20 protein-coding genes are annotated in these 18975 nt (G+C 60.0%); 10 read left to right on the top strand and 10 right to left on the bottom strand.

Annotated elements, in window-relative coordinates:
* Positions 1-235 precede the first annotated feature (235 nt).
* Positions 236-1468 carry a serine/threonine transporter SstT gene (gene sstT / locus AB4N43_RS26645; RefSeq protein ID WP_027925390.1) on the top strand — a complete coding sequence of 411 codons (1233 nt, stop codon included), beginning with the start codon at positions 236-238 and terminating at the stop codon, positions 1466-1468.
* 132 nt (positions 1469-1600) lie between these two features.
* On the opposite strand, the gene AB4N43_RS26640 is transcribed toward sstT, so the two are convergent.
* From AB4N43_RS26640 to AB4N43_RS26625, 4 genes are all read right to left on the bottom strand, one after another.
* Positions 1601-2110 carry a DUF1993 domain-containing protein gene (locus tag AB4N43_RS26640; RefSeq protein WP_027925391.1) on the bottom strand — a complete coding sequence of 170 codons (510 nt, stop codon included), beginning with the start codon at positions 2108-2110 and terminating at the stop codon, positions 1601-1603.
* 93 nt (positions 2111-2203) lie between these two features.
* Positions 2204-3613: an ArnT family glycosyltransferase gene (locus AB4N43_RS26635; protein ID WP_027925392.1), complete on the bottom strand. Its 1410-nt coding sequence runs from the start codon at positions 3611-3613 to the stop codon at positions 2204-2206.
* Positions 3614-3616: 3 nt separating this feature from the next.
* Complete coding sequence (locus AB4N43_RS26630; RefSeq protein ID WP_027925393.1) at positions 3617-3895, bottom strand: lipid-A-disaccharide synthase N-terminal domain-containing protein; 279 nt, start codon at positions 3893-3895, stop codon at positions 3617-3619.
* Positions 3892-4632, bottom strand: a complete 741-nt coding sequence (locus AB4N43_RS26625; RefSeq protein ID WP_059182495.1) for a glycosyltransferase family 2 protein — start codon at positions 4630-4632, stop codon at positions 3892-3894. The genes AB4N43_RS26630 and AB4N43_RS26625 overlap by 4 nt, the downstream gene beginning before the upstream one ends.
* A gap of 311 nt (positions 4633-4943) precedes the next feature.
* Here AB4N43_RS26625 and AB4N43_RS26620 point away from each other — a divergent pair, with 311 nt between their 5' ends.
* Positions 4944-5591, top strand: a complete 648-nt coding sequence (locus AB4N43_RS26620; protein ID WP_194941042.1) for a YceH family protein — start codon at positions 4944-4946, stop codon at positions 5589-5591.
* Positions 5592-5758: 167 nt separating this feature from the next.
* Here AB4N43_RS26620 and AB4N43_RS26615 read toward each other — a convergent pair whose 3' ends face one another.
* Positions 5759-6277 (bottom strand): cupin domain-containing protein, encoded by a 519-nt coding sequence (locus AB4N43_RS26615; RefSeq protein ID WP_059182493.1) that lies wholly within the window; start codon positions 6275-6277, stop codon positions 5759-5761.
* 24 nt (positions 6278-6301) lie between these two features.
* Positions 6302-7120 carry a shikimate 5-dehydrogenase gene (locus AB4N43_RS26610; RefSeq protein ID WP_027925397.1) on the bottom strand — a complete coding sequence of 273 codons (819 nt, stop codon included), beginning with the start codon at positions 7118-7120 and terminating at the stop codon, positions 6302-6304.
* Between the two features lie 245 nt (positions 7121-7365).
* On the opposite strand from AB4N43_RS26610, the gene AB4N43_RS26605 reads away from it, so the two are divergent.
* The 3 genes from AB4N43_RS26605 (at position 7366) to AB4N43_RS26595 (ending at position 8446) form a co-directional block, all read left to right on the top strand.
* Positions 7366-7737 carry a hypothetical protein gene (locus tag AB4N43_RS26605; RefSeq protein ID WP_027925398.1) on the top strand — a complete coding sequence of 124 codons (372 nt, stop codon included), beginning with the start codon at positions 7366-7368 and terminating at the stop codon, positions 7735-7737.
* Between the two features lie 231 nt (positions 7738-7968).
* Entirely contained in the window at positions 7969-8163 is a 195-nt protein-coding gene (locus AB4N43_RS26600) for a hypothetical protein (protein WP_027925399.1), read from the top strand.
* Positions 8164-8263: 100 nt separating this feature from the next.
* Entirely contained in the window at positions 8264-8446 is a 183-nt protein-coding gene (locus AB4N43_RS26595) for a hypothetical protein (protein ID WP_027925400.1), read from the top strand.
* On the opposite strand, the gene AB4N43_RS26590 is transcribed toward AB4N43_RS26595, so the two are convergent.
* Entirely contained in the window at positions 8443-9504 is a 1062-nt protein-coding gene (locus tag AB4N43_RS26590) for an AI-2E family transporter (protein WP_059182492.1), read from the bottom strand. The two genes, AB4N43_RS26595 and AB4N43_RS26590, sit on opposite strands and share 4 nt — an antisense overlap.
* 177 nt (positions 9505-9681) lie before the next feature.
* On the opposite strand from AB4N43_RS26590, the gene trhP reads away from it, so the two are divergent.
* Positions 9682-11013 (top strand): prephenate-dependent tRNA uridine(34) hydroxylase TrhP, encoded by a 1332-nt coding sequence (trhP, locus tag AB4N43_RS26585; RefSeq protein ID WP_027925402.1) that lies wholly within the window; start codon positions 9682-9684, stop codon positions 11011-11013.
* Between the two features lie 9 nt (positions 11014-11022).
* Here trhP and AB4N43_RS26580 read toward each other — a convergent pair whose 3' ends face one another.
* Complete coding sequence (locus tag AB4N43_RS26580; protein ID WP_059182490.1) at positions 11023-11886, bottom strand: LysR substrate-binding domain-containing protein; 864 nt, start codon at positions 11884-11886, stop codon at positions 11023-11025.
* Positions 11887-11983: 97 nt separating this feature from the next.
* Here AB4N43_RS26580 and AB4N43_RS26575 point away from each other — a divergent pair, with 97 nt between their 5' ends.
* Positions 11984-12901, top strand: a complete 918-nt coding sequence (locus tag AB4N43_RS26575; protein WP_410922829.1) for a DMT family transporter — start codon at positions 11984-11986, stop codon at positions 12899-12901.
* 13 nt (positions 12902-12914) lie between these two features.
* Here AB4N43_RS26575 and AB4N43_RS26570 read toward each other — a convergent pair whose 3' ends face one another.
* Positions 12915-13631, bottom strand: a complete 717-nt coding sequence (locus tag AB4N43_RS26570; protein WP_194941044.1) for a FadR/GntR family transcriptional regulator — start codon at positions 13629-13631, stop codon at positions 12915-12917.
* A gap of 271 nt (positions 13632-13902) precedes the next feature.
* Here AB4N43_RS26570 and AB4N43_RS26565 point away from each other — a divergent pair, with 271 nt between their 5' ends.
* Positions 13903-15249 carry an MFS transporter gene (locus AB4N43_RS26565; protein WP_027925406.1) on the top strand — a complete coding sequence of 449 codons (1347 nt, stop codon included), beginning with the start codon at positions 13903-13905 and terminating at the stop codon, positions 15247-15249.
* Between the two features lie 24 nt (positions 15250-15273).
* On the top strand, positions 15274-16617 hold the full coding sequence (gene gudD / locus AB4N43_RS26560; RefSeq protein ID WP_460152244.1) for a glucarate dehydratase: 1344 nt from the start codon (positions 15274-15276) through the stop codon (positions 16615-16617).
* 118 nt (positions 16618-16735) lie between these two features.
* Here the strand turns inward: gudD and AB4N43_RS26555 are convergent, their stop codons facing one another.
* Positions 16736-17620, bottom strand: a complete 885-nt coding sequence (locus AB4N43_RS26555; protein WP_027925408.1) for a LysR family transcriptional regulator — start codon at positions 17618-17620, stop codon at positions 16736-16738.
* A gap of 162 nt (positions 17621-17782) precedes the next feature.
* Between AB4N43_RS26555 and ampC the strand changes: the two genes are divergently transcribed.
* Positions 17783-18949, top strand: a complete 1167-nt coding sequence (ampC, locus tag AB4N43_RS26550; protein WP_027925409.1) for a class C beta-lactamase — start codon at positions 17783-17785, stop codon at positions 18947-18949.
* Positions 18950-18975: the final 26 nt, after the last annotated feature.

Genomic DNA, 18975 nt, shown 5'->3' with positions numbered 1-18975 from the left:
CGCTGTGATAAAGTCCGCGCCCTGAAAAACGTACACCCTGTGGCTGACGCCGCTCAGTCAAGCCATCACGCACCTTTTTTAGCAGCTGGCAAAGCCTGCGTACGGCTGCTACAGATCGTCTGATGGTTTAACTGATCGGCATTACACCCCTTTCCGGTTTCCCGTCTGCGGCCTGCCCTGTTTGTTGCTGCATACCTGCGAAACCCTGCTCCTATAAAAATCAGAGATGCTGTTTATGACTGCTTCATCCCCTTCTCTATTGCAACGCCTTAAACGCACCACCCTGGTCACGCAAATCATCATCGGCCTGATCGCCGGCATTGCCCTGGCCCTGTTTGCGCCTGAAGTGGCGAAGTCCACTGCGTTTATCGGCAAGGTGTTCGTCTCGGCGCTGAAAGCCGTCGCACCGATTCTGGTGTTCGTGCTGGTCATGGCGTCGATCGCCAACCATAAGCACGGCCAGGAAACCCATATCCGGCCGATTCTGTTTTTGTATTTGCTTGGCACGTTCGCGGCGGCGGTGGTCGCCGTGGTGGCCAGCATGATGTTCCCGTCGAATCTGGTGTTGTCCACGCAAGACGTCGCGGTCACCGCACCGGGCGGTATCGGCGAAGTGTTGCAAAGCCTGCTGCTGAGCGTGGTCGATAACCCAGTGAGTGCGCTGATGAACGCCAACTTCATCGGCATCCTCGCCTGGGCTATCGGCATGGGCATCGCCATTCGCCATGCCGGTGACACCACCCGGGAAGTGCTGGGCGACTTGTCCAACGGCGTGACCGTGATCGTGCGCCTTGTGATCCGTTTTGCCCCGCTGGGGATTTTTGGCCTGGTGGCCTCGACCCTCGCCACCTCCGGTTTCGGTGCCTTGATCGGCTACGCGCATCTGCTGGCTGTGCTGCTTGGTTGCATGCTGTTCGTGGCGCTGGTGATGAACCCGATCATCGTGTTCTGGAAACTGCGCCGTAACCCGTATCCGCTGGTGCTGATGTGCCTGCGAGAAAGCGGCATCACCGCATTTTTCACCCGCAGTTCGGCGGCGAACATTCCGGTCAATCTGGAATTGAGCAAGCGCCTGGGCCTGCATGAAGACACCTACTCGGTGTCGATCCCGCTCGGCGCGACCATCAACATGGCCGGCGCGGCAATCACCATCACCGTGCTGAGCCTGGCGGCGGTGCATACCTTGGGCATCGCCGTGGACATTCCGACCGCGATCCTGCTGAGCGTCGTCGCAGCGATTTGCGCCTGTGGCGCTTCGGGTGTGGCGGGTGGGTCGCTGTTACTGATTCCACTGGCGTGCAGCCTGTTCGGCATCCCGAGTGAAATCGCCATGCAGGTGGTGGCGGTCGGTTTCATCATCGGCGTGTTGCAGGACTCGGCGGAGACGGCGTTGAACTCGTCCACGGATGTGCTGTTCACGGCGGCGGCTTGCCAAGGTGAAGAGCGCAAAGCCGAACGCCTGGCCTGACCAACACCGCCGCCCCCTGTAGGAGCGAGCAGGCTCACTCCTACAGGGGGCGGAGGTGTTGTTGAGGAATGCGTACTTATGAAAAAGCCCCCGCAACCAACGGCTGCGGGGGCTTTTTTGTACCCGGGCGGTTTAGAACGCGCCCATGTAATCGCGCTTGCCCACTTCCACACCGTTATGACGCAGCAATGCGTAAGCAGTGGTGACGTGGAAGAAGAACTGCGGCAAACCGTAGCTCAGCAGGTAAGCCTGGCCACTGAAGCGCTTCTCTTTAGGGGTGCCCGGACGGGTCACGATCTCGATGCCTTCCTTGCCGTTGATCTGCTCCGGCTTGATCTCGGCGATGTAGGCCAGAACCTTGGTCAGCAGCGCTTGCAGCTCGGCGAAGGTGGTTTCGGTGTCTTCGTACTTCGGCACTTCAACTTCGGCCAGACGCGAAGAAACGCCTTTGGCGAAATCAACGGCGATTTGCACCTGACGCACCAGCGGGAACATGTCCGGGAACAGACGGGCTTGCAGGAATGCGTTCGGGTCGATGTTCTTGGCGGTCGCGTGGGCTTCGGCCTTGTTCAGCACATCGCTGAGAGCGGTGAGCATTTGCTTGAAAACAGGGACGGAGGCGTCGTACAGGGAAATGGTCATGGCAGTCTCGTGTGGTAACAGGAGGGGAAACGTCGGCCGATTATAGCCATGCCCGCCCCTCCTGCCATGGGTCTTTTTCAGCTGCCGCAGACCTTAATGGCACTCCCCCCCCATGCGCACCAGCAGCGCGGCGCGGTGTGGTTTCAGATAGGGTTCGACTTCGCCGACTTTGCACGACGCCAGGTTCTGCAATTGCGGGTCGAGGGGTTCTTGCACAAACAGCAGTCCCGTCGGGCGCTCATCCCCTTGCAACTGCGCAAGGGTCAGCGGCGCCACCGGCCGGCCCATGTAATAGACCAGACGGATATCCGGTTCACCGACGCTGTAGGCCTTCTGGCCCGGTTGCCCGGCAGCCAGCGTGGCGACCTGTTCCAGACCTCCAACGCGATGGGACAGCACCCGCGCTTCGACGAACACATAAAACACCACAAACCCGGCCAGCATCACGTAGGGAACCGTGGCCAGGCAGGTGCGCCAGCGTCCTTGCATACCTTCGAGCACGGCGGCCCAGTGCATGGCCAGCAGCAAGGCCATGGACGGGTAAACCGGCAACAGGTACTTGCCGTGCTTTTCGGTGAACAGGGAAAAAATCAGCAGCGGCAGCAGCGTGCAACACAGCAGCATGGCCGCTTCGCGGCGCGAGCGGATCATTGCCCAAAACTTGCGTGGCTGCACAAACACAATCAGCCAGAACGGAAAGAAGTCACCGGCCAGGTACAACAAGTACGCGTACCAGGATTCGGCGCCCTGGCCGTCGATCTTGTTCATGATGTCTTCGCTGATGATCGACGACCAGATGCCCCAGCCCTGACTCAACGACACCGCCACGTACCACGAACTGCCCAGCACCACGGCAATCAGCCAGCCCCAGCCGTCACACAGGTAGGCTTTGGCCCGCGCATCGCGGTAGATCAAGGCGTACGTCAGGATCGGCGCCGTCACCCACAACAGGCAAACCGGCCCTTTGGTCAGCAGCGCGCAACCTAACAGCAGGTAGCTGAGCCGGCTCCACAGCACCCGGCCCTGCTGGAAGATGAACTGCCACGCCGCCAGCAATGCGCCGAAGCACAGCAGGGTCAACAGCATCTCGATTTCCGAGCGGCGGGCGAACAGGCTGAACGCGCCGTTCGCCGCCAGGAATACCACCGCGAACAAACCGACCTGGCGCCCGGCCTGCCGAACGCCGTACCAGTACGTGCCGATGCAGCACAAGGTCGCCGCCAGTGCCGAAGGCAACCGCACGCTCCACTCGGACACACTGCCCAGCAAGGCCGTCGACACCAGGCCGGCCCAATAGAAAAACGGCGGCTTGGACAGGTACAAATCGCCGTTCATGTAGGGCAGCAGCCAGCTCCCGGCTTCGTGCATTTCCCGTACGGTGACGGCACGGCGCGCCTCGTTGACGCTGAGAAACGGCACACTGCCCAATCCCCAGAAAAACAGCAGCGCCATGGCGACCGCCGCGAGCAACGTAATATTTCGGGTCGATAACGATCCGCGCATGACCTACTCCTTCAGGTTTTTGCTTTTGGCGATCAACTGTAAATTGCGGAAATAAACGAGGGTGCCGAAGGCCTGGCCGGCGATGAACACCGGGTCTTCCCGGTAAATGGCGTACGCGAGCAGGAGCGTGCTGCCGACGATGCTCAAGTACCAGAAGCTCGTCGGGATCACGCTGCGTTTTTTGTATTCGCTGTACAGCCACTGCAGGATAAAGCGCCCGGTAAAAGCGATCTGGCCGACAAAACCGACCACCAGCCACAGGGCTTCGCGGGACATGTTCATCCTTCAATCTCCTGCGCCTGGGTGTTCAGGCGTGTACGCTTGATCAGCCACCAGACCCCGACCAGGTCGAGGATGCCCACCAAGGCGCGGTCGAGGTTGCCGTACTTGGACACCCCGGCGGTGCGCGGGCGGTGGTTGACCGGGTGGACGATCATTCGGCCGTTGTGCCGCTGGATCAGTGCCGGAATAAAACGGTGCATGTGGTCGAAGTACGGCAGGCGCAAAAACGCCGTGCGTTCGATCAGCTTCAACCCACAGCCAGTGTCCGGCGTAGCGTCCTTGAGCAAGCGGCTGCGCAGACCGTTGGCGAAACGCGAAGCCCAGCGTTTGCTCGCAGTATCGCGGCGGTTGACCCGATGCCCGGCGACCAATTGCACATCCCCCGAGCCTGACTCGCCGCGCACCAGCGCCAGCATGCCGGGAATGTCCGCCGGGTCGTTTTGCCCATCGCCATCGAGGGTGGCCAGCCATTGTCCGCGCGCCTCGAACGCGGCGTGGTAAAGCGACGTGCTCTGCCCCAGCGAACGCTCATGGTGCAGGATGCGCAAGGTGCTCAGGCCGTTGTGCCGGATCTGCCGCAGTTCGTGCAGGGTGGCATCGGTGCTGCCATCGTCGACAACGATGATTTCGTAGGCCTCGTCGGCCAGGGCCACGCGGATTTCCTCAAGCAGCGGCTTGAGGTTGTTGGCTTCGTTTTTGGCGGGAATCAGTACGGATACAAAAATGTCTTGGCTCATGGAGTCTCTCTCGCCCTTTTTGTTTTTCAGTTATCAGGGGCGAATAAAGGTGACGCACACCGATTGACTCGATGCATGGATCAGTGGTTCGGAACGCTGCAGCCCGCGGCTACAGTGCCTTGAGTGCACACGCACTAGGTCGCGCGGGCCCGCCTACGGTGCCTGCCCGATTGTAAAAATGGCGTTAATATTTCATCTATGTTTCGTCATCACAGCCTAGCAGCTACGACGAATTCAGTTGCCATTGGCGCTTGCCAATCTAAAGTGCATCCACGCACGTGAAAAACATGAATCGGGTAAGGATGCAGACCATGAGCATTGAGCAAGAAACGACCTTCGACGAGCCACGGCTTAACAGCACGGAAATCCGCATTCTGGGCTCGTTGATCGAAAAACAGGCCACCAGCCCGGAAACCTATCCGCTGACCCTCAATGCCCTGGTCATCGCGTGTAACCAGAAAACCAGCCGCGAACCGGTGATGAACCTGACCCAGGGCCAGGTCGGCCAGAGCCTTCGGGCGCTGGAAGGACGCGGTTTCGCCAAACTGGTGATGGGCAGCCGCGCGGATCGCTGGGAGCACAAGGTCGACAAGGCGCTGGAACTGGTGCCGGCCCAGGTGATTCTGACGGGGTTGTTGTTCCTGCGCGGTCCGCAGACGGTCAATGAATTGCTGACCCGCAGCGGGCGCATGCATGAATTTGAAGACACCGAACAGGTGGTGCATCAGCTGGAGCGTTTGATTGCACGAGGGTTGGCGTTGTTGATCCCGAAGCAGGCCGGGCAGCGGGAAGACCGGTACATGCATGCGCTGGGTGACCCGGCGGATATCGAGGTTATCCTGGCGGCGCGGCAGAATCCGGTGGAACGTGGGGCTTCTGGTGGAGTATCGGCAGAAAGGATCGAAGAGCTCGAAGCGCGAATTGCCGCACTCGAAGAACGTCTGGCCCGCCTCGAATAACCCTCCCGCTCCCTGTAGCAGCTGACGAGCAACGCGAGGCTGCGTCCGCGGTTTGCCTGATAAAACCCGATTGCCGGGTTTGCGACGGCTTCATCCGAACGCAGCCCGCACCGAACGCAGCCTCGCGCTGCTCGTCAGCTGCTACAGGATGCTCGTTAGCCTGAGTGTTACTCGCCGTCCCAGTAATCCACACCGTCGCCCGGTCGGGCGATGGCGACGAAGCCTGAGGCATTGCCCTCGGCATCTACGTGAAAGTCGTCCATCACCGCGTATTTGCCGGAATCGGGATATTCGCAAATCTCCGGCGATTGCTGGGTGCTGACCGCCAGATAGCGCAGTTCCCCGCGGCTGGTGTTGATAATCTGGTGCGCCGCCTCCGGACCTCCCGGCGGGCAGGCAATCACGTCGCCCGCGCGGATCGGGAAACGTTCGGCACCGAGGCGTACCTCCCCTTCCCCGGCCACGACGTAAAACATCTCCTCATTGACCCGATGGCTGTGAAACGGACTGCCGCGCATGCCCGGTTCCAGCACGTACAGCCGATACCCCAGCTTCTGCGCGCCCAATTGCTGACCGACACGGGCCATTCGCTGCTGGTAACGGCCCGCCGTATCGCCGGTGGGCGCCATGGCTTCGGGCAACGGTTCAAGGTCGACCTGGCTCAGATTGAGAATGCGCGGATGCATGGGGATTCCTCCTGGCTGCGGGTCCTAGCTGCGGGCAAATTCCACGGCTTTGTGAAATTGCTCATCGGTCGGCCGGATGCCGGTGTACAGCACAAATTGCTCCAGTGCCTGGATGGCGACCACTTCCAGCCCGGTAATCACCCGTTTGCCTTCAGCACGACCGCGCACGATCAGCGGTGTTTCCGAGGGAATGGCTACCACATCGAAGACAGTCTCGGCAGCGGCAATGGTTTCAGCATCAAACGCCAGTTGATCGGCCTCCGGGCCACCCGTCATGCCAATTGGCGTGACGTTGATCAGCATTTGCGGACGCTGAGCCCCCAATTGCGCTTGCCACTGATAACCCAGCGACTCCGCCAGGGCACGGCCGGCGCGCTCATTGCGGGCGACGATCAAGCCGTTCTGGTAACCGCCGTCGCGCAATGCGCTGGCCACGGCCTTGGCCATGCCGCCGCTGCCGCGCAGGGCGAAGGTCGAATCCTTGGGCACTTCGTGGGTCTTGAGCAGTTGCTCGATGGCAATGTAATCGGTGTTGTAGGCCTTTAAGTGGCCGTCAGTGTTGACGATGGTATTGATCGACTGAATGGCCGCCGCCGAGGCATCCAACTCATCCACCAGCGCAATGCACGCTTCCTTGAATGGCATCGACACGCCGCAACCACGAATGCCCAAAGCGCGAATACCGCCCACGGCGCCGGGCAGATCCTGGCTGCTGAAGGCCTTGTAGTAGAAATTCAGGCCTAATTGTTCGTACAGATGATTGTGAAAGCGCAGGCCGAAGTTGCCTGGGCGCCCGGACAGCGACATGCACAGTTGGGTGTCTCGGTTGGGGTTCATCTGCATGAAACTTTCTCCTTCTAAAGCACTTTCAGATGGACGGGATTAGCCATTCCATCGGGTCTGTTCGATCATAACGGCATGGCGGTGGGCACGGGTGCGAACCGTCAGGAAACCGGTACAGACCTTACACAAAATTTACCTATTTGCTGTGCTGATTTTGGAAAAAATGCTGTCTTAGAAGTATCCCCGCGACAACGCTTGGGTCTATTGCAGACGCAAGCGCCGGGTCGAAGAACCGAGGAATTATCATGATCCGTAAAATCCCCACAGTTGCCTTGCTGATCGGCGCACTTGCTGTCGCAGGGCAGGCACAAGCCCATGGCGGTGGTTGTGGTAATTGCTGGCAAGGACCAGCGGTCTTTGGCGCGCTGGTGGGTACGGCCATCGTCGGTTCGGCCCTGATTAATGCCAATCGGCCGGTCTATGTACAACCTCAACCGGTTTACCAGCCAGCGCCGGTTTATGTACAACAACCACCACCGGTTTATTACCAGCCGGCACCGGTCTACGTGCAACAGCCGGTCTATTACGGGCCACCACCGGTTTACTATGGCCCGCCACGTGGTTACTACGCGCCGCGCGGTTACTACGGCCCTCCCCGCGGTTATGGCCACTGGTAACACCCTCACCAGGCCCTGCCTCAACAGCGGGGCTTTTTTGTGACCGTTCGTCGGCGAACGTCTGGATAAATCGCGTCAAGGTCGCTGTGGAGACAGCGTCGGCGGCGCAAGTTGGCAAGATTGACTCGACCCGCCCTCGCCTTGCGCCAAACGGTCATATTTATGTCATGCCAGGTCCGCAAGCTTGGACCTGTCCGCAAATAACAGGTTGATAACAACAAGGACGACCTTATGCCCACGCAAAACCCGCACCGCAATGTCGGTTTGTGCACTTCCAGCAAGGTGTATGACGCCTTGACCGAACTCAAGCACCTGGAAGGCCATCGCAGCGCCAAGTTCCTTTCGCTGCTGGCCGAAAACCTGGTGCGCAAAGGCCTGCTCAACGAGCAGGAAGTGATTCACATGCTGGATCTGGTGGTCGAGTGAGGCCGATACTCATCGGCATCAATGACGACTATCGAAAGCGTTGATTGTCCGTTTCAGCGCCGGGTCCGTAAGGTAACTCCATCGATTGATGGAGGTACTTATGTCCCAGGTTCAGATCATGTCCGTTGTTGGCAGCGCCGTTCCCGCACCGCTCAGAGAGCTGGGATTGCTCGCCTGTTGGTACCTGATGCAGGACGGTGAAGCGATCAGCGGCCCACTCACTTCGCTGCCCGCCGCCCAGGCCTTGTCGCACCGTATCGGCCAAGGCCGACTCAGCGCCTAAGGCAACTGCACTTTCGGTTTGGTTTCAATGAAGATGGCCCAGCTCGACATGAACAGGGCCGCGATCAGCGGCCCGATGACGAAGCCGTTGAGGCCAAAGATCGCGAGACCGCCGAGGGTCGAGATAAGGATCAGGTAATCCGGCATCTTGGTGTCCTTGCCCACCAGGATCGGTCGCAGCACGTTATCCACCAGGCCGATCACAAAAACCCCGTACAAGCCCAGCACCACGCCCTGCCACATCGCCCCGCTGAGCAGGAAAAACGCCGCTACCGGCGCCCAGATGATTCCCGCCCCCACCGCTGGCAACAGCGACAGAAACGCCATCAGCACCGCCCAGAGCAATGCGCTCGGGATGTCCAGAAACCAGAAAATCAAACCACCCAAGGCGCCCTGGGTGATCGCCACCAGCAGGTTGCCCTTCACCGTCGCCCGCACCACGCGATTGAACTTGAGTTGCAACCGACGCTTCTGGTGCTCCTCCAACGGCACGGCCGCGCGAACTTTGCGTGCCAGCTCGGCGCCGTCACGCAGAAAGAAATACAGCAGGTAGAGCATGATGAAAAAACTCACCACAAAATCAAACGTGCCCTGGCCGAAACTGAACACCTGAGTGGCGAAATACTCATTACCCGTCACCGCGCTCTTGATGATTTTCTCGCGCAGCCCGTCCAGCTCTCCTATGCCGAACCGGTCAAGCAGGTGCTGGAAGTACGGCGGCAAGCTGTGCTTGAAGTGCGACACGTACCCCGCAATGTCCAATTCTCCGCTTTCGATGTTTTTGTACAGCATCGCGCCTTCCTGAACGAGGAAGAAACTGAGGACGATCACCGGCAGGATCGCAATCAGCAGGCTGATACTCAGCGTCAGCAGCGACGTCAGGTTGCGCTCCCAGCCCAGCTTCAATTGCAGTCGACGTTGCATCGGCGCAAAGAGGATGCCGAGGATCACCGCCCAGAACACCGCGCCGTAGAACGGCAACAAAATCCAGATAAACGCGGCAGTCACCAGCCCCAGCAAGATCACCAGTGATTTGTTTTTTACGGTTTCTTCGTTCATGTCCGATCCGTGTCAGTGCGCAGGGACTCAGACTCCTGAAATGAAGAGCCGTCCTTATTGCTTAGTCCGCCACGGTTCGCGCGAGTGCCATCCGTTTGTTCATCAAGCATAGATCCAGATCAATGAACGCCGCCGGCAACGCGCTTACCCTCCACGGTTTTTGCGACTGCCCCCGCCATGACTCTTCTTGCCCCCGAACTGCTCGCCCCCGCCGGCACCCTGAAAAACATGCGTTATGCCTTCGCTTACGGCGCCGATGCGGTGTACGCCGGCCAACCGCGCTACAGCTTGCGGGTGCGCAATAACGAATTCGATCACGCCAACCTCGCCCTCGGCATCCAGGAAGCCCAGGCCCAGGGCAAGCGTTTTTACGTGGTGGTGAACATTGCGCCGCACAACGCCAAGCTCAAGACCTTCCTCAAGGACCTGGCGCCGGTGATCGCCATGGCGCCGGACGCGCTGATCATGTCCGATCCGGGCTTGATCATGCTGGTGCGCCGGCACTTCCCGCAGATGCCGATTCATCTCTCGGTGCAGGCCAACACAGTGAACTGGGCGAGTGTCGAGTTCTGGCAGCAACAGGGCTTGAGCCGGATCATCCTGTCGCGGGAACTGTCCCTGGAAGAAATCGGCGAAATCCGCCAGCAAGTGCCGGCGATGGAACTGGAGGTGTTTGTCCACGGCGCGTTGTGCATGGCGTATTCCGGGCGCTGCCTGCTGTCGGGCTACATGAACAAACGCGATGCCAATCAAGGCAGTTGCACCAATGCCTGCCGCTGGAAATATTCGGCGCAGGAGGCCACGGAAAACCAGCTGGGCGAGATCGTCCAACAGTATCAGCCCGAACCGACCCTGGGCATCGGCGCGCCCACCGACCAGGTGTTCCTGTTGCAGGAGGCCAATCGGCCGGATGAGTTGATGCCCGCCTTCGAGGACGAGCACGGCACTTACATCATGAATGCCAAGGACCTGCGCGCCGTGCAGCATGTCGAGCGTCTGACGCACATGGGCGTGCACTCGCTGAAGATCGAGGGCCGGACCAAATCCCACTTCTATTGCGCACGCACCACGCAGGTGTATCGGCAGGCCATCGACGATGCCGTCGCCGGGCGTGAGTTCGACCGCAGCCTGATGACCGATCTGGAGTCATTGGCACAGCGTGGCTACACCGAAGGCTTTTTGCGTCGGCATGTGCATGACGAATACCAGAATTATCAGCACGGCAGTTCGGTGTCCGAGCGACAGCAGTTTGTCGGGGAGTTGACCGGTGAGCGGCGTGACCGGATGGCGGAGATCAAGGTGAAGAACCGGTTTGCGCTGGGGGATCATCTGGAACTGATGACGCCCAAGGGCAACTTTCATTTCGATTTGCATCAACTGCACAACGTCAGAGGTGAATCCATTGAAGTGGCACCGGGGGATGGGCATACGGTGTATGTGCCGATTCCGGATGCGGTGGATCTGAGGTTCGGGTTGTTGATGCGGGATGTCTGCGCAATCACCGCGTAACCCTGTGGATCACGCGAACTCCTCGCGCAACATCGCCACAAACGCCTCCCGCGCCGGGTGAACCCCGGCGTTTTCATGCCAGTAAAACAGGTTGTCGATGGCCGTCAGCTCCGGAAACTCAAACCCAGCACACCCTGCCCCTTTGGCGTACTGATCAAAGACCCCTTTAGGCACCAGCGCGACGCCGGCTCCCGCGCTGACGCACCCGACAATCGCGCCATAACTGGCCAGGCTGACAATCGGCAGCGCCTGCCCCTGACGCAGCAACCAATGTTCCAGCGCCGCCCGGTACGGACAGCCCTGGGGCCACATGAATACGGTCTTGTCCTGCAAATCCGCGATGCCACGCACCGGCCCCAACGATGTCGAGGCAATCAGCAACAGCTCTTCGCGGTACATCGGCGTGCGCTTGAGTTGGGAGCGTTCGACATCCACCGCGACAATCGCACCGTCGAGCCGATGGTTAAGTGTGTCATCCAGCAGTTGGCCCCAGGTGCCGGTGGTCAGTTCCAGCGCAACCGCGGGATAGCGCTTGTGGAATTTCGCCAGCAGGCGCGGTAGCCGGCCGGTGGCCGAGGACTCGATGGCGCCGATGCGCAGCGGCCCGGAAGGGTCAGCGGACGGGTCCAGTGCGCGTTTGGCTTCAACGGTCAGCGCGAGGATTTTCGAGGCGTAAGACAAAAATGTCTGCCCCGCCGGGCTGATGCGCAGCCCCCGGCCCTCACGCAGAAACAGCGCCACGCCCAACTCCGTCTCCAGCGCCTTGATCCGCGCCGTGATATTGGACGGCACGCAATGCAGCAACTCGGCGGCCCGAGCGATGCTGCCGACGTCGGCCACAGTCTTGAACATGCGAATCTGCGCCAGCTCCATAATCATCACCAAAAGTGAACAGTCGACGCAGTATAAGTCAGTTGTGGTGAGCTGTTCGGCTTCAGATACTCGGCACATACACCCAAGGTGCCCCACCATGAAGCCACTCACCCGCCCCGCCCACTCGCCACTCAAAATCATCCTGGCGATGGCCTTTGTCATCGCCTGCTGGGGTTATTCGCCAACGGGCATTCATATCGGCTTGCAGGCCTACGACCCCGGCCATCTGGCCCTGCTGAGGTTTCTGATTGCCTCGGCGTTCATGGCGGTCATTGCCGCGTTCAAAGGCATCAGTCTGCCCAGGCTTCGCGACCTGCCGCTGCTGATGGTGCTCGGTTTTTTCGCGGTGAGCCTGCATCACGTCGTGCTCAACATCGGGCAACAGCATGTCAGCGCTGGCGCCTCCAGCGTGCTGGCGCAATCGACGCCGTTGTTCAGCACGTTACTGGCGCGCTTTGTGTTCAAGGACCGGGTCAGCTTCTGGCGCTGGGGTTGCATCGTGGCGGGACTGGTCGGCGTGGTGATTGTGGTGGCCGGTGATCGCGGACTGGGCAGCGTCGACGTTCACGGATGGCTGATCCTGCTGGCAGCGGTGTCGTGGAGTTTTTACTTCGCCTTGCAGAAGCATCAAACCGGGCGCTACGACGGTCTGACGCTGGTGTGTTACACGGTGTGGTCGGGCACGGCGCTGCTCCTGATCTACCTGCCGGGACTGGCCAGCGAGGTCGTCGGCGCACCGGCACATGTGCAGTGGGCGGTGATGGCGTTGGGCGTGTTTCCCAGTGCGCTGGCTTATCTGGCCTGGGCGTTTGTGCTGGCGCACGTGGACTTGAGCCGCGCCAGCATGACGCTGTACCTGATCCCGCCGACGGCGATGGCCATGGCGGCCTATGCCTTGGGCGAACAGCCAACGCTGACGGTCGGCGTCGGTGCCCTCGTGGTGTTGATCAGTGTGCTGGCGCTGAATCTGGAGCGCCGGCCTACGGGAATCGCGGCGAGTCCCGCCCGGTCATGACCCAAGCGGCGACTCAGGCGCCGCCTGCGGAAAAGCGGTCGCGGCTGTTGGTCAGGTGCAACCACATCGCCGCCCGCGCCGCGTCCGGATCCTGACGCTTGATGGCGTTGAGAATCGCCTCGTGTTCGAGGTTGGCGAGTTGCCCCAGCTTGCTCAGATCCGCCGCTCCGCGCTCGGCGGCATTGAGGCGGGTGCGCGGGATCATCGCACTGCCCAAGTGCTGCATGATGTCGGTGAAACACACATTGCCGGTGGCTTCGGCGATCAACAGGTGGAAGCGCTTGTCCGCCTCGACGCAACTGTCGTTGTTGGCCAGCAAGCTCTGATAATCGTCCAGCGCTTCACGCATCTGTGCCAATTGCAGCTCCGTACGACGCGTCGCCGCCAGCGCCGCGGCCTGGGTTTCCAGGCCCATGCGCAACTCCAGAATGCTGCGCACCCCCAGCGCGGTATCGACGTTCAGCCGCAAGCCTTGCTCCGGCGCGCGTTCGATGACAAACGTGCCGATGCCGTGACGGGTTTCCACCAGCCCCGACGCCTGCAATTTCGAGATCGCCTCACGCACCACGGTGCGACTGACGCCGTGTGCCTGAACGATCGAGTTTTCCGACGGCAGCTTGTCCCCCGGCAACATCTGGCCCAGCAAGATGCTCTGGGTCAGCTTGGCGACCAGGTCGTGAGCGAGGTTGTGGCTGCGCCTTGGGGCTGGCGTATCGAGGTCAGGTTGCATGGCGATGATCCGGAAACGGGGCTAACGGAATCGTAGCACCGCGCGGGATTGGGATCTTCAGAAAACAGCACCCAGCTTGTATGACAACACTCAACAATCGTGCCCATTCCAGGTAAGAAGCCCGCCAGGCGACACCAGAAAAAGCATAACAAATCGCTTAAATCTCACCATTTCGTTGGACATCACCCCTTGCGCATTAAAAAAACGCAGTTGTATGATGTCTATCAACAACGCAACACCCCGCATAAAAATAATCAGTGGGAGAAACCAAGTGAATACATCCGTATCAGGGATGCACGACGGTGCCGATTCGGTCCTGAAGTCCGCCATCTCAAAAGTGAAACGCCATGTCCTGCCGTTGTTCGTCATCATGTTCATCGTCAACTACATCGACCGTGTGAACATCGGCTTCGTCCGCGCCCATATGGAACACGACCTGGGGATCGGCGCTGCCGCCTACGGTCTCGGGGCCGGGCTGTTCTTCATCGGTTACGCGCTGTTCGAAGTCCCTTCCAACATCCTCCTGCAAAAAGTCGGCGCACGAATCTGGCTGACCCGCATCATGCTGACCTGGGGCCTGGTGGCCGCCGGGATGGCGTTCATCCAGAACGAAACCCACTTCTACATCCTGCGATTCCTGCTGGGCGTGGCCGAGGCCGGGTTCTTTCCGGGGGTGATTTATTACTTCACGCGCTGGTTGCCAGGGGTTGAGCGCGGCAAGGCGATCGCGATCTTTCTCAGTGGCTCGGCAGTGGCCTCGCTGATCTCCGGCCCGCTGTCCGGGTTGCTTCTGCAACTCGACGGTTTCGGGTTGCACGGCTGGCAGTGGATGTACTTCATTGAAGGGATGTTTTCCGTCGGGCTGTGCGTGTTCGTCTGGTTCTGGCTGGACTCCAAACCCCACGACGCCAAATGGCTGAGCCGCGAAGAACAGGATGCGCTGGTCAACGCCATCGAAAACGAACAGCTGGCCCGCGAAGCCGCGACGCCGATCAAACCGTCGTTGGGCAAACTGCTCAAGGATCGCCAGATCATTCTGTTCTGCCTGATCTACTTCTTCATTCAGCTGACCATCTATGCCGCGACCTTCTGGCTGCCGAGCATCATCAAGAAGATGGGCGACCTCAGCGACATTCAGGTCGGGCTGTTCAACTCGATCCCTTGGCTGCTGTCGATTATCGGCATGTATGCCTTCGCTTCGCTGTCCGCCAAATGGAAACACCAGCAAGCCTGGGTGGCTGCTGCGCTGTTGATTGCCGCCGCCGGGATGTTCATGTCGACCACGGGCGGGCCGATCTTTGCCTTTGTTGCAATCTGCTTTGCGGCACTGGGTTTCAAGTCCGCTTCGTCGCTGTTCTGGCCGATCCCCCAGGCGTATCTGGATGCGCGGATCGCCGCTGGCGTGATCGCGTTGATCAACTCGGTGGGCAACCTCGGCGGGTTCGTGGCGCCGACCACCTTCGGTCTGCTGGAGGAGCACACCGGTTCGATTCAGGGCGGTCTGTACGGGTTGGCCGCGACCTCGATCATCGCCGCAATCATTGTCTTTGCCGCACGCAACACACCCAAAACCGCACCGGCCGCTGCGCTGGGCAAACCAACGCCCAACCACGCCTGATCCGTTGTTTATAAGGACAAGAAAATGCACCCACAAGACTGCGCAAAAGCCCCGATCATCACCAGCATGGAGGTGGTTCCAGTGGCCGGCCACGATGGCATGCTGCTCAACCTGAGCGGCGCCCATGGTCCGTTTTTCACCCGCAATATCGTGATCCTCAAGGACAACGCCGGTCACACCGGGGTCGGCGAAGTACCGGGTGGTGAGCGTATTCGCCAGACACTGGAAGACGCCCGCGCGCTGGTGGTTGGCAGCCCGATCGGCACGTATCAGAAGATTCTCAACCAGGTGCGCCAGACCTTTGCCGATCGCGACGCCGGCGGGCGCGGTTTGCAGACGTTTGACCTGCGGATCACCATTCACGCCGTTACGGGGCTTGAGGCCGCCCTGCTCGACTTGCTCGGCCAGCATCTGGACGTACCGGTCGCCGCCCTGCTCGGCGAAGGCCAGCAACGTGACGAAGTGAAGATGCTCGGTTACCTGTTTTACGTGGGTGATCGCCAGCAGACAGACCTGGCCTACCGCAGCGAACCGGACGCCGATAACGACTGGTTCCGTGTGCGCCATGAGCAAGCCATGACCGCTGACGCGGTGGTTCGTCTGGCTGAAGCCGCTCACGCCCGCTACGGTTTCAAAGACTTTAAACTCAAGGGCGGCGTGCTCGGTGGTGATGAAGAAATCGAAGCCGTCACCGCACTGGCCGAACGCTTTCCGGATGCGCGCATCACGCTCGATCCGAATGGCGCGTGGTCACTCAAGGAAGCCATTCGCTTGTGCCGCGATCAGCATCATGTTCTGGCCTACGCCGAAGACCCGTGCGGCGCGGAAAACGGTTACTCCGGCCGGGAGGTCATGGCCGAGTTCCGCCGTGCCACCGGACTGAAAACCGCGACCAATATGATCGCCACCGACTGGCGGGAAATGGGCCACGCCATTCAGTTGCAATCGGTGGACATTCCCCTGGCCGACCCGCATTTCTGGACCATGCAAGGTTCGGTTCGCGTGGCGCAGATGTGCCATGAATGGGGCCTGACCTGGGGTTCGCACTCGAACAACCACTTCGATATTTCCCTGGCCATGTTCACCCACGTCGCGGCGGCTGCGCCGGGCGACATCACCGCCATCGACACTCACTGGATCTGGCAGGATGGCCAGCGCTTGACCAAAGCCCCACTGCAAATCGTCGGTGGTTGTGTGCAGGTGCCGAAGAAGCCGGGGCTAGGGGTTGAACTGGACATGGACCAATTGGCCAAGGCCCATGAACTGTACAAAGGCATGAGACTGGGGGCGCGAGATGACAGCGTGGCGATGCAGTTTCTGATCCCCGGCTGGAAATTCGATAACAAACGGCCGTGCCTGGTGCGCTGACTTCTGCCGCTGTACTCCTTGCAGGAGTGAGCCTGCTCCGGGCGGCGTTCCGACGAAGAGGCCGGCACATTCAACATTGATGCCGCCTGACATTCCGTTATCGCGAGCAGGCTCACTCCTACAAGGGTGGCGTTTCGCACGCTTGCAGTAGCCACTCCTTGAACGCCGACATCGCCGCCGTTTCGGGGCGGGATTGCAAGCGGGTGAGCCAGTAGCTGCCAGTGGTGATGCCGATGGCGAACGGTTGCTCGATGGCACCCGCCGCCAGTTGACGGGAAAACATCAGCGGCGGCGCCAATGCAATGCCGGCACCTTGAAGCGCGGCTTCCATCATCGCCAGCGAAGAGTCGAACACAATATTCCTGGTGGGTGCCGTATTGGGCGGTAACCCGCAAGCCAGAAACCACTCAGGCCACTCGTCTGTCCGGTAGGAACGTAACAACGTTTGTTTCAAAAGATCCTGAGGCTCGCTTAACTGTCGGGCCAGTTCGGGAACGCACAGCACCGACAGCGGCGCTTCGATCAACCGCAGCGCGTCAATCCCGTGCCAGGCGCCAGCGCCAAAGCGAATCGCGTAATCCAGCCCTTCAGCGGCCACGTCCACCCGATTGTTATGGGTCGACAGCCGTAAATCTATGAACGGATGTTTCTCCTGGAAGTCCGCCAGCCGCGGCAATAACCACCCGACCGCGAACGTACCCACCGCCCCGACAGTCAACACATCCCGATAGTGCCCGCCTTCGAACCGCTCAAGCGTTTCGGCGATTCGGTCAAAAGACTCGCGCAGGACCGGCAGCAAGGTTTCACCCTCACTGGTCAGCATTAACCCGCGTGGCAAGCGTTTGAACAGTGTTACGTTGAGTTGGGCTTCAAGGCTTTTGACTTGATGACTCACCGCCGCAGGCGTAACGAACAACTCCACCGCCGCCCGAGTAAAACTCAAATGGCGTGCGGAGGCCTCGAAAGCGCGCAACGCATTCAGCGGCAAGTGAGGACGAATCATGCCAACTCCATAGTTTTTCTAATGGCTCACCCGAAATATCGTCGTTTGTCGACGCTAGGCGTACTGCCTAGATTTGGCTCGCCTATCAGGCAACCCGATTTGCAAGAGCGCATGGAGTGTAGCGGGTTACCATCGACACAACTCATGAAGAGTAGATCTGACATGTACACAAACAAATTGCCAAGGCTTGCATCCTATGGTGCTTTCGCCCTTATCCTCGGCGCGGCATCCTGTATTGCCGCGCCCCCGTCCGACCAACAACTCGAATCTGTGGTCAACGCCGCCGTCGGCCCCGTGATTCAGCAACAGAACATCGCCGGCCTTGCCGTCGCGATCACCCAGAACGGTCAGCAGCATTACTTTAATTACGGCGTGGCCTCTAAAGAGAATCGCAAACCGGTCAGCCAGGACACCTTGTTCGAAATCGGTTCGGTCAGTAAAACTTTCGCCGCCACGCTGGCCGGGTATGCGCAGGCCAACGGCAAACTGTCCCTGTCCGATACTGCCAGCACCGTTTTGCCGGCATTGCGAGGCAGTGCGTTCGATCGCATCAGTGTGTTGCAATTGGGCACTTACACCGCTGGCGGGTTGCCGCTGCAATTCCCCGACGACGCTGACCATGCCGACACGATGCTCGATTACTTCAAGCGATGGACACCGGTTTACCCTGCTGGCACCCATCGCCTGTATTCGAACCCAAGCATAGGGCTGTTCGGTTATCTTGCCGCCCACAGCATGGGCCAGCCGTTCGATGACCTGATGGAAAAAACCTTGCTGCCAAAACTGGGCCTCAAGCACACCTACCTCAAGGTCCCGCCAGCGCAGATGGGGCTTTACGCTCAGGGTTACAACAAGGACGACAAGCCGGTACGTGTCGAGCCGGGGGCGCTGGATTCCGAAGCCTACGGCGTGAAAACCAGTGCCTCGGACCTGATTCGATATGTTGAAGCGAACATGAAACCGGCAGGACTGGAAAAGCCATTGCAGCAAGCCATCGCCACCACTCACACCGGTTATTACACGGTGGGTCAAATGACACAGGGGCTGGGTTGGGAGTTCTACCCTTATCCGGTCACGCTGGATCGGCTGCTCGCCGGCAACTCGACCGAGATGGCAATGGAAGCTCACGAGGTCAAGTGGTTGAACCCGCCGCAGCAGCCACCGCAAAACGTGCTGCTCAACAAAACCGGCTCCACGGGCGGCTTCGGTGCCTACGTTGCGTTTGTGCCCTCGAAGGACATCGGCATCGTGATCCTGGCCAACAAAAACTACCCGAACCCGGAACGGATCAAAATCGCCCACACGATATTGAATGCCCTGAGCGAATAACCGGAAGCAACACGAGCCCTCTGTAG

This window comes from Pseudomonas sp. S2_B07 (assembly GCF_054668435.1).
The sequence above is the reverse complement of the archived record's forward strand: the minus strand, read 5'-3'. Positions and strand labels throughout refer to the sequence as shown.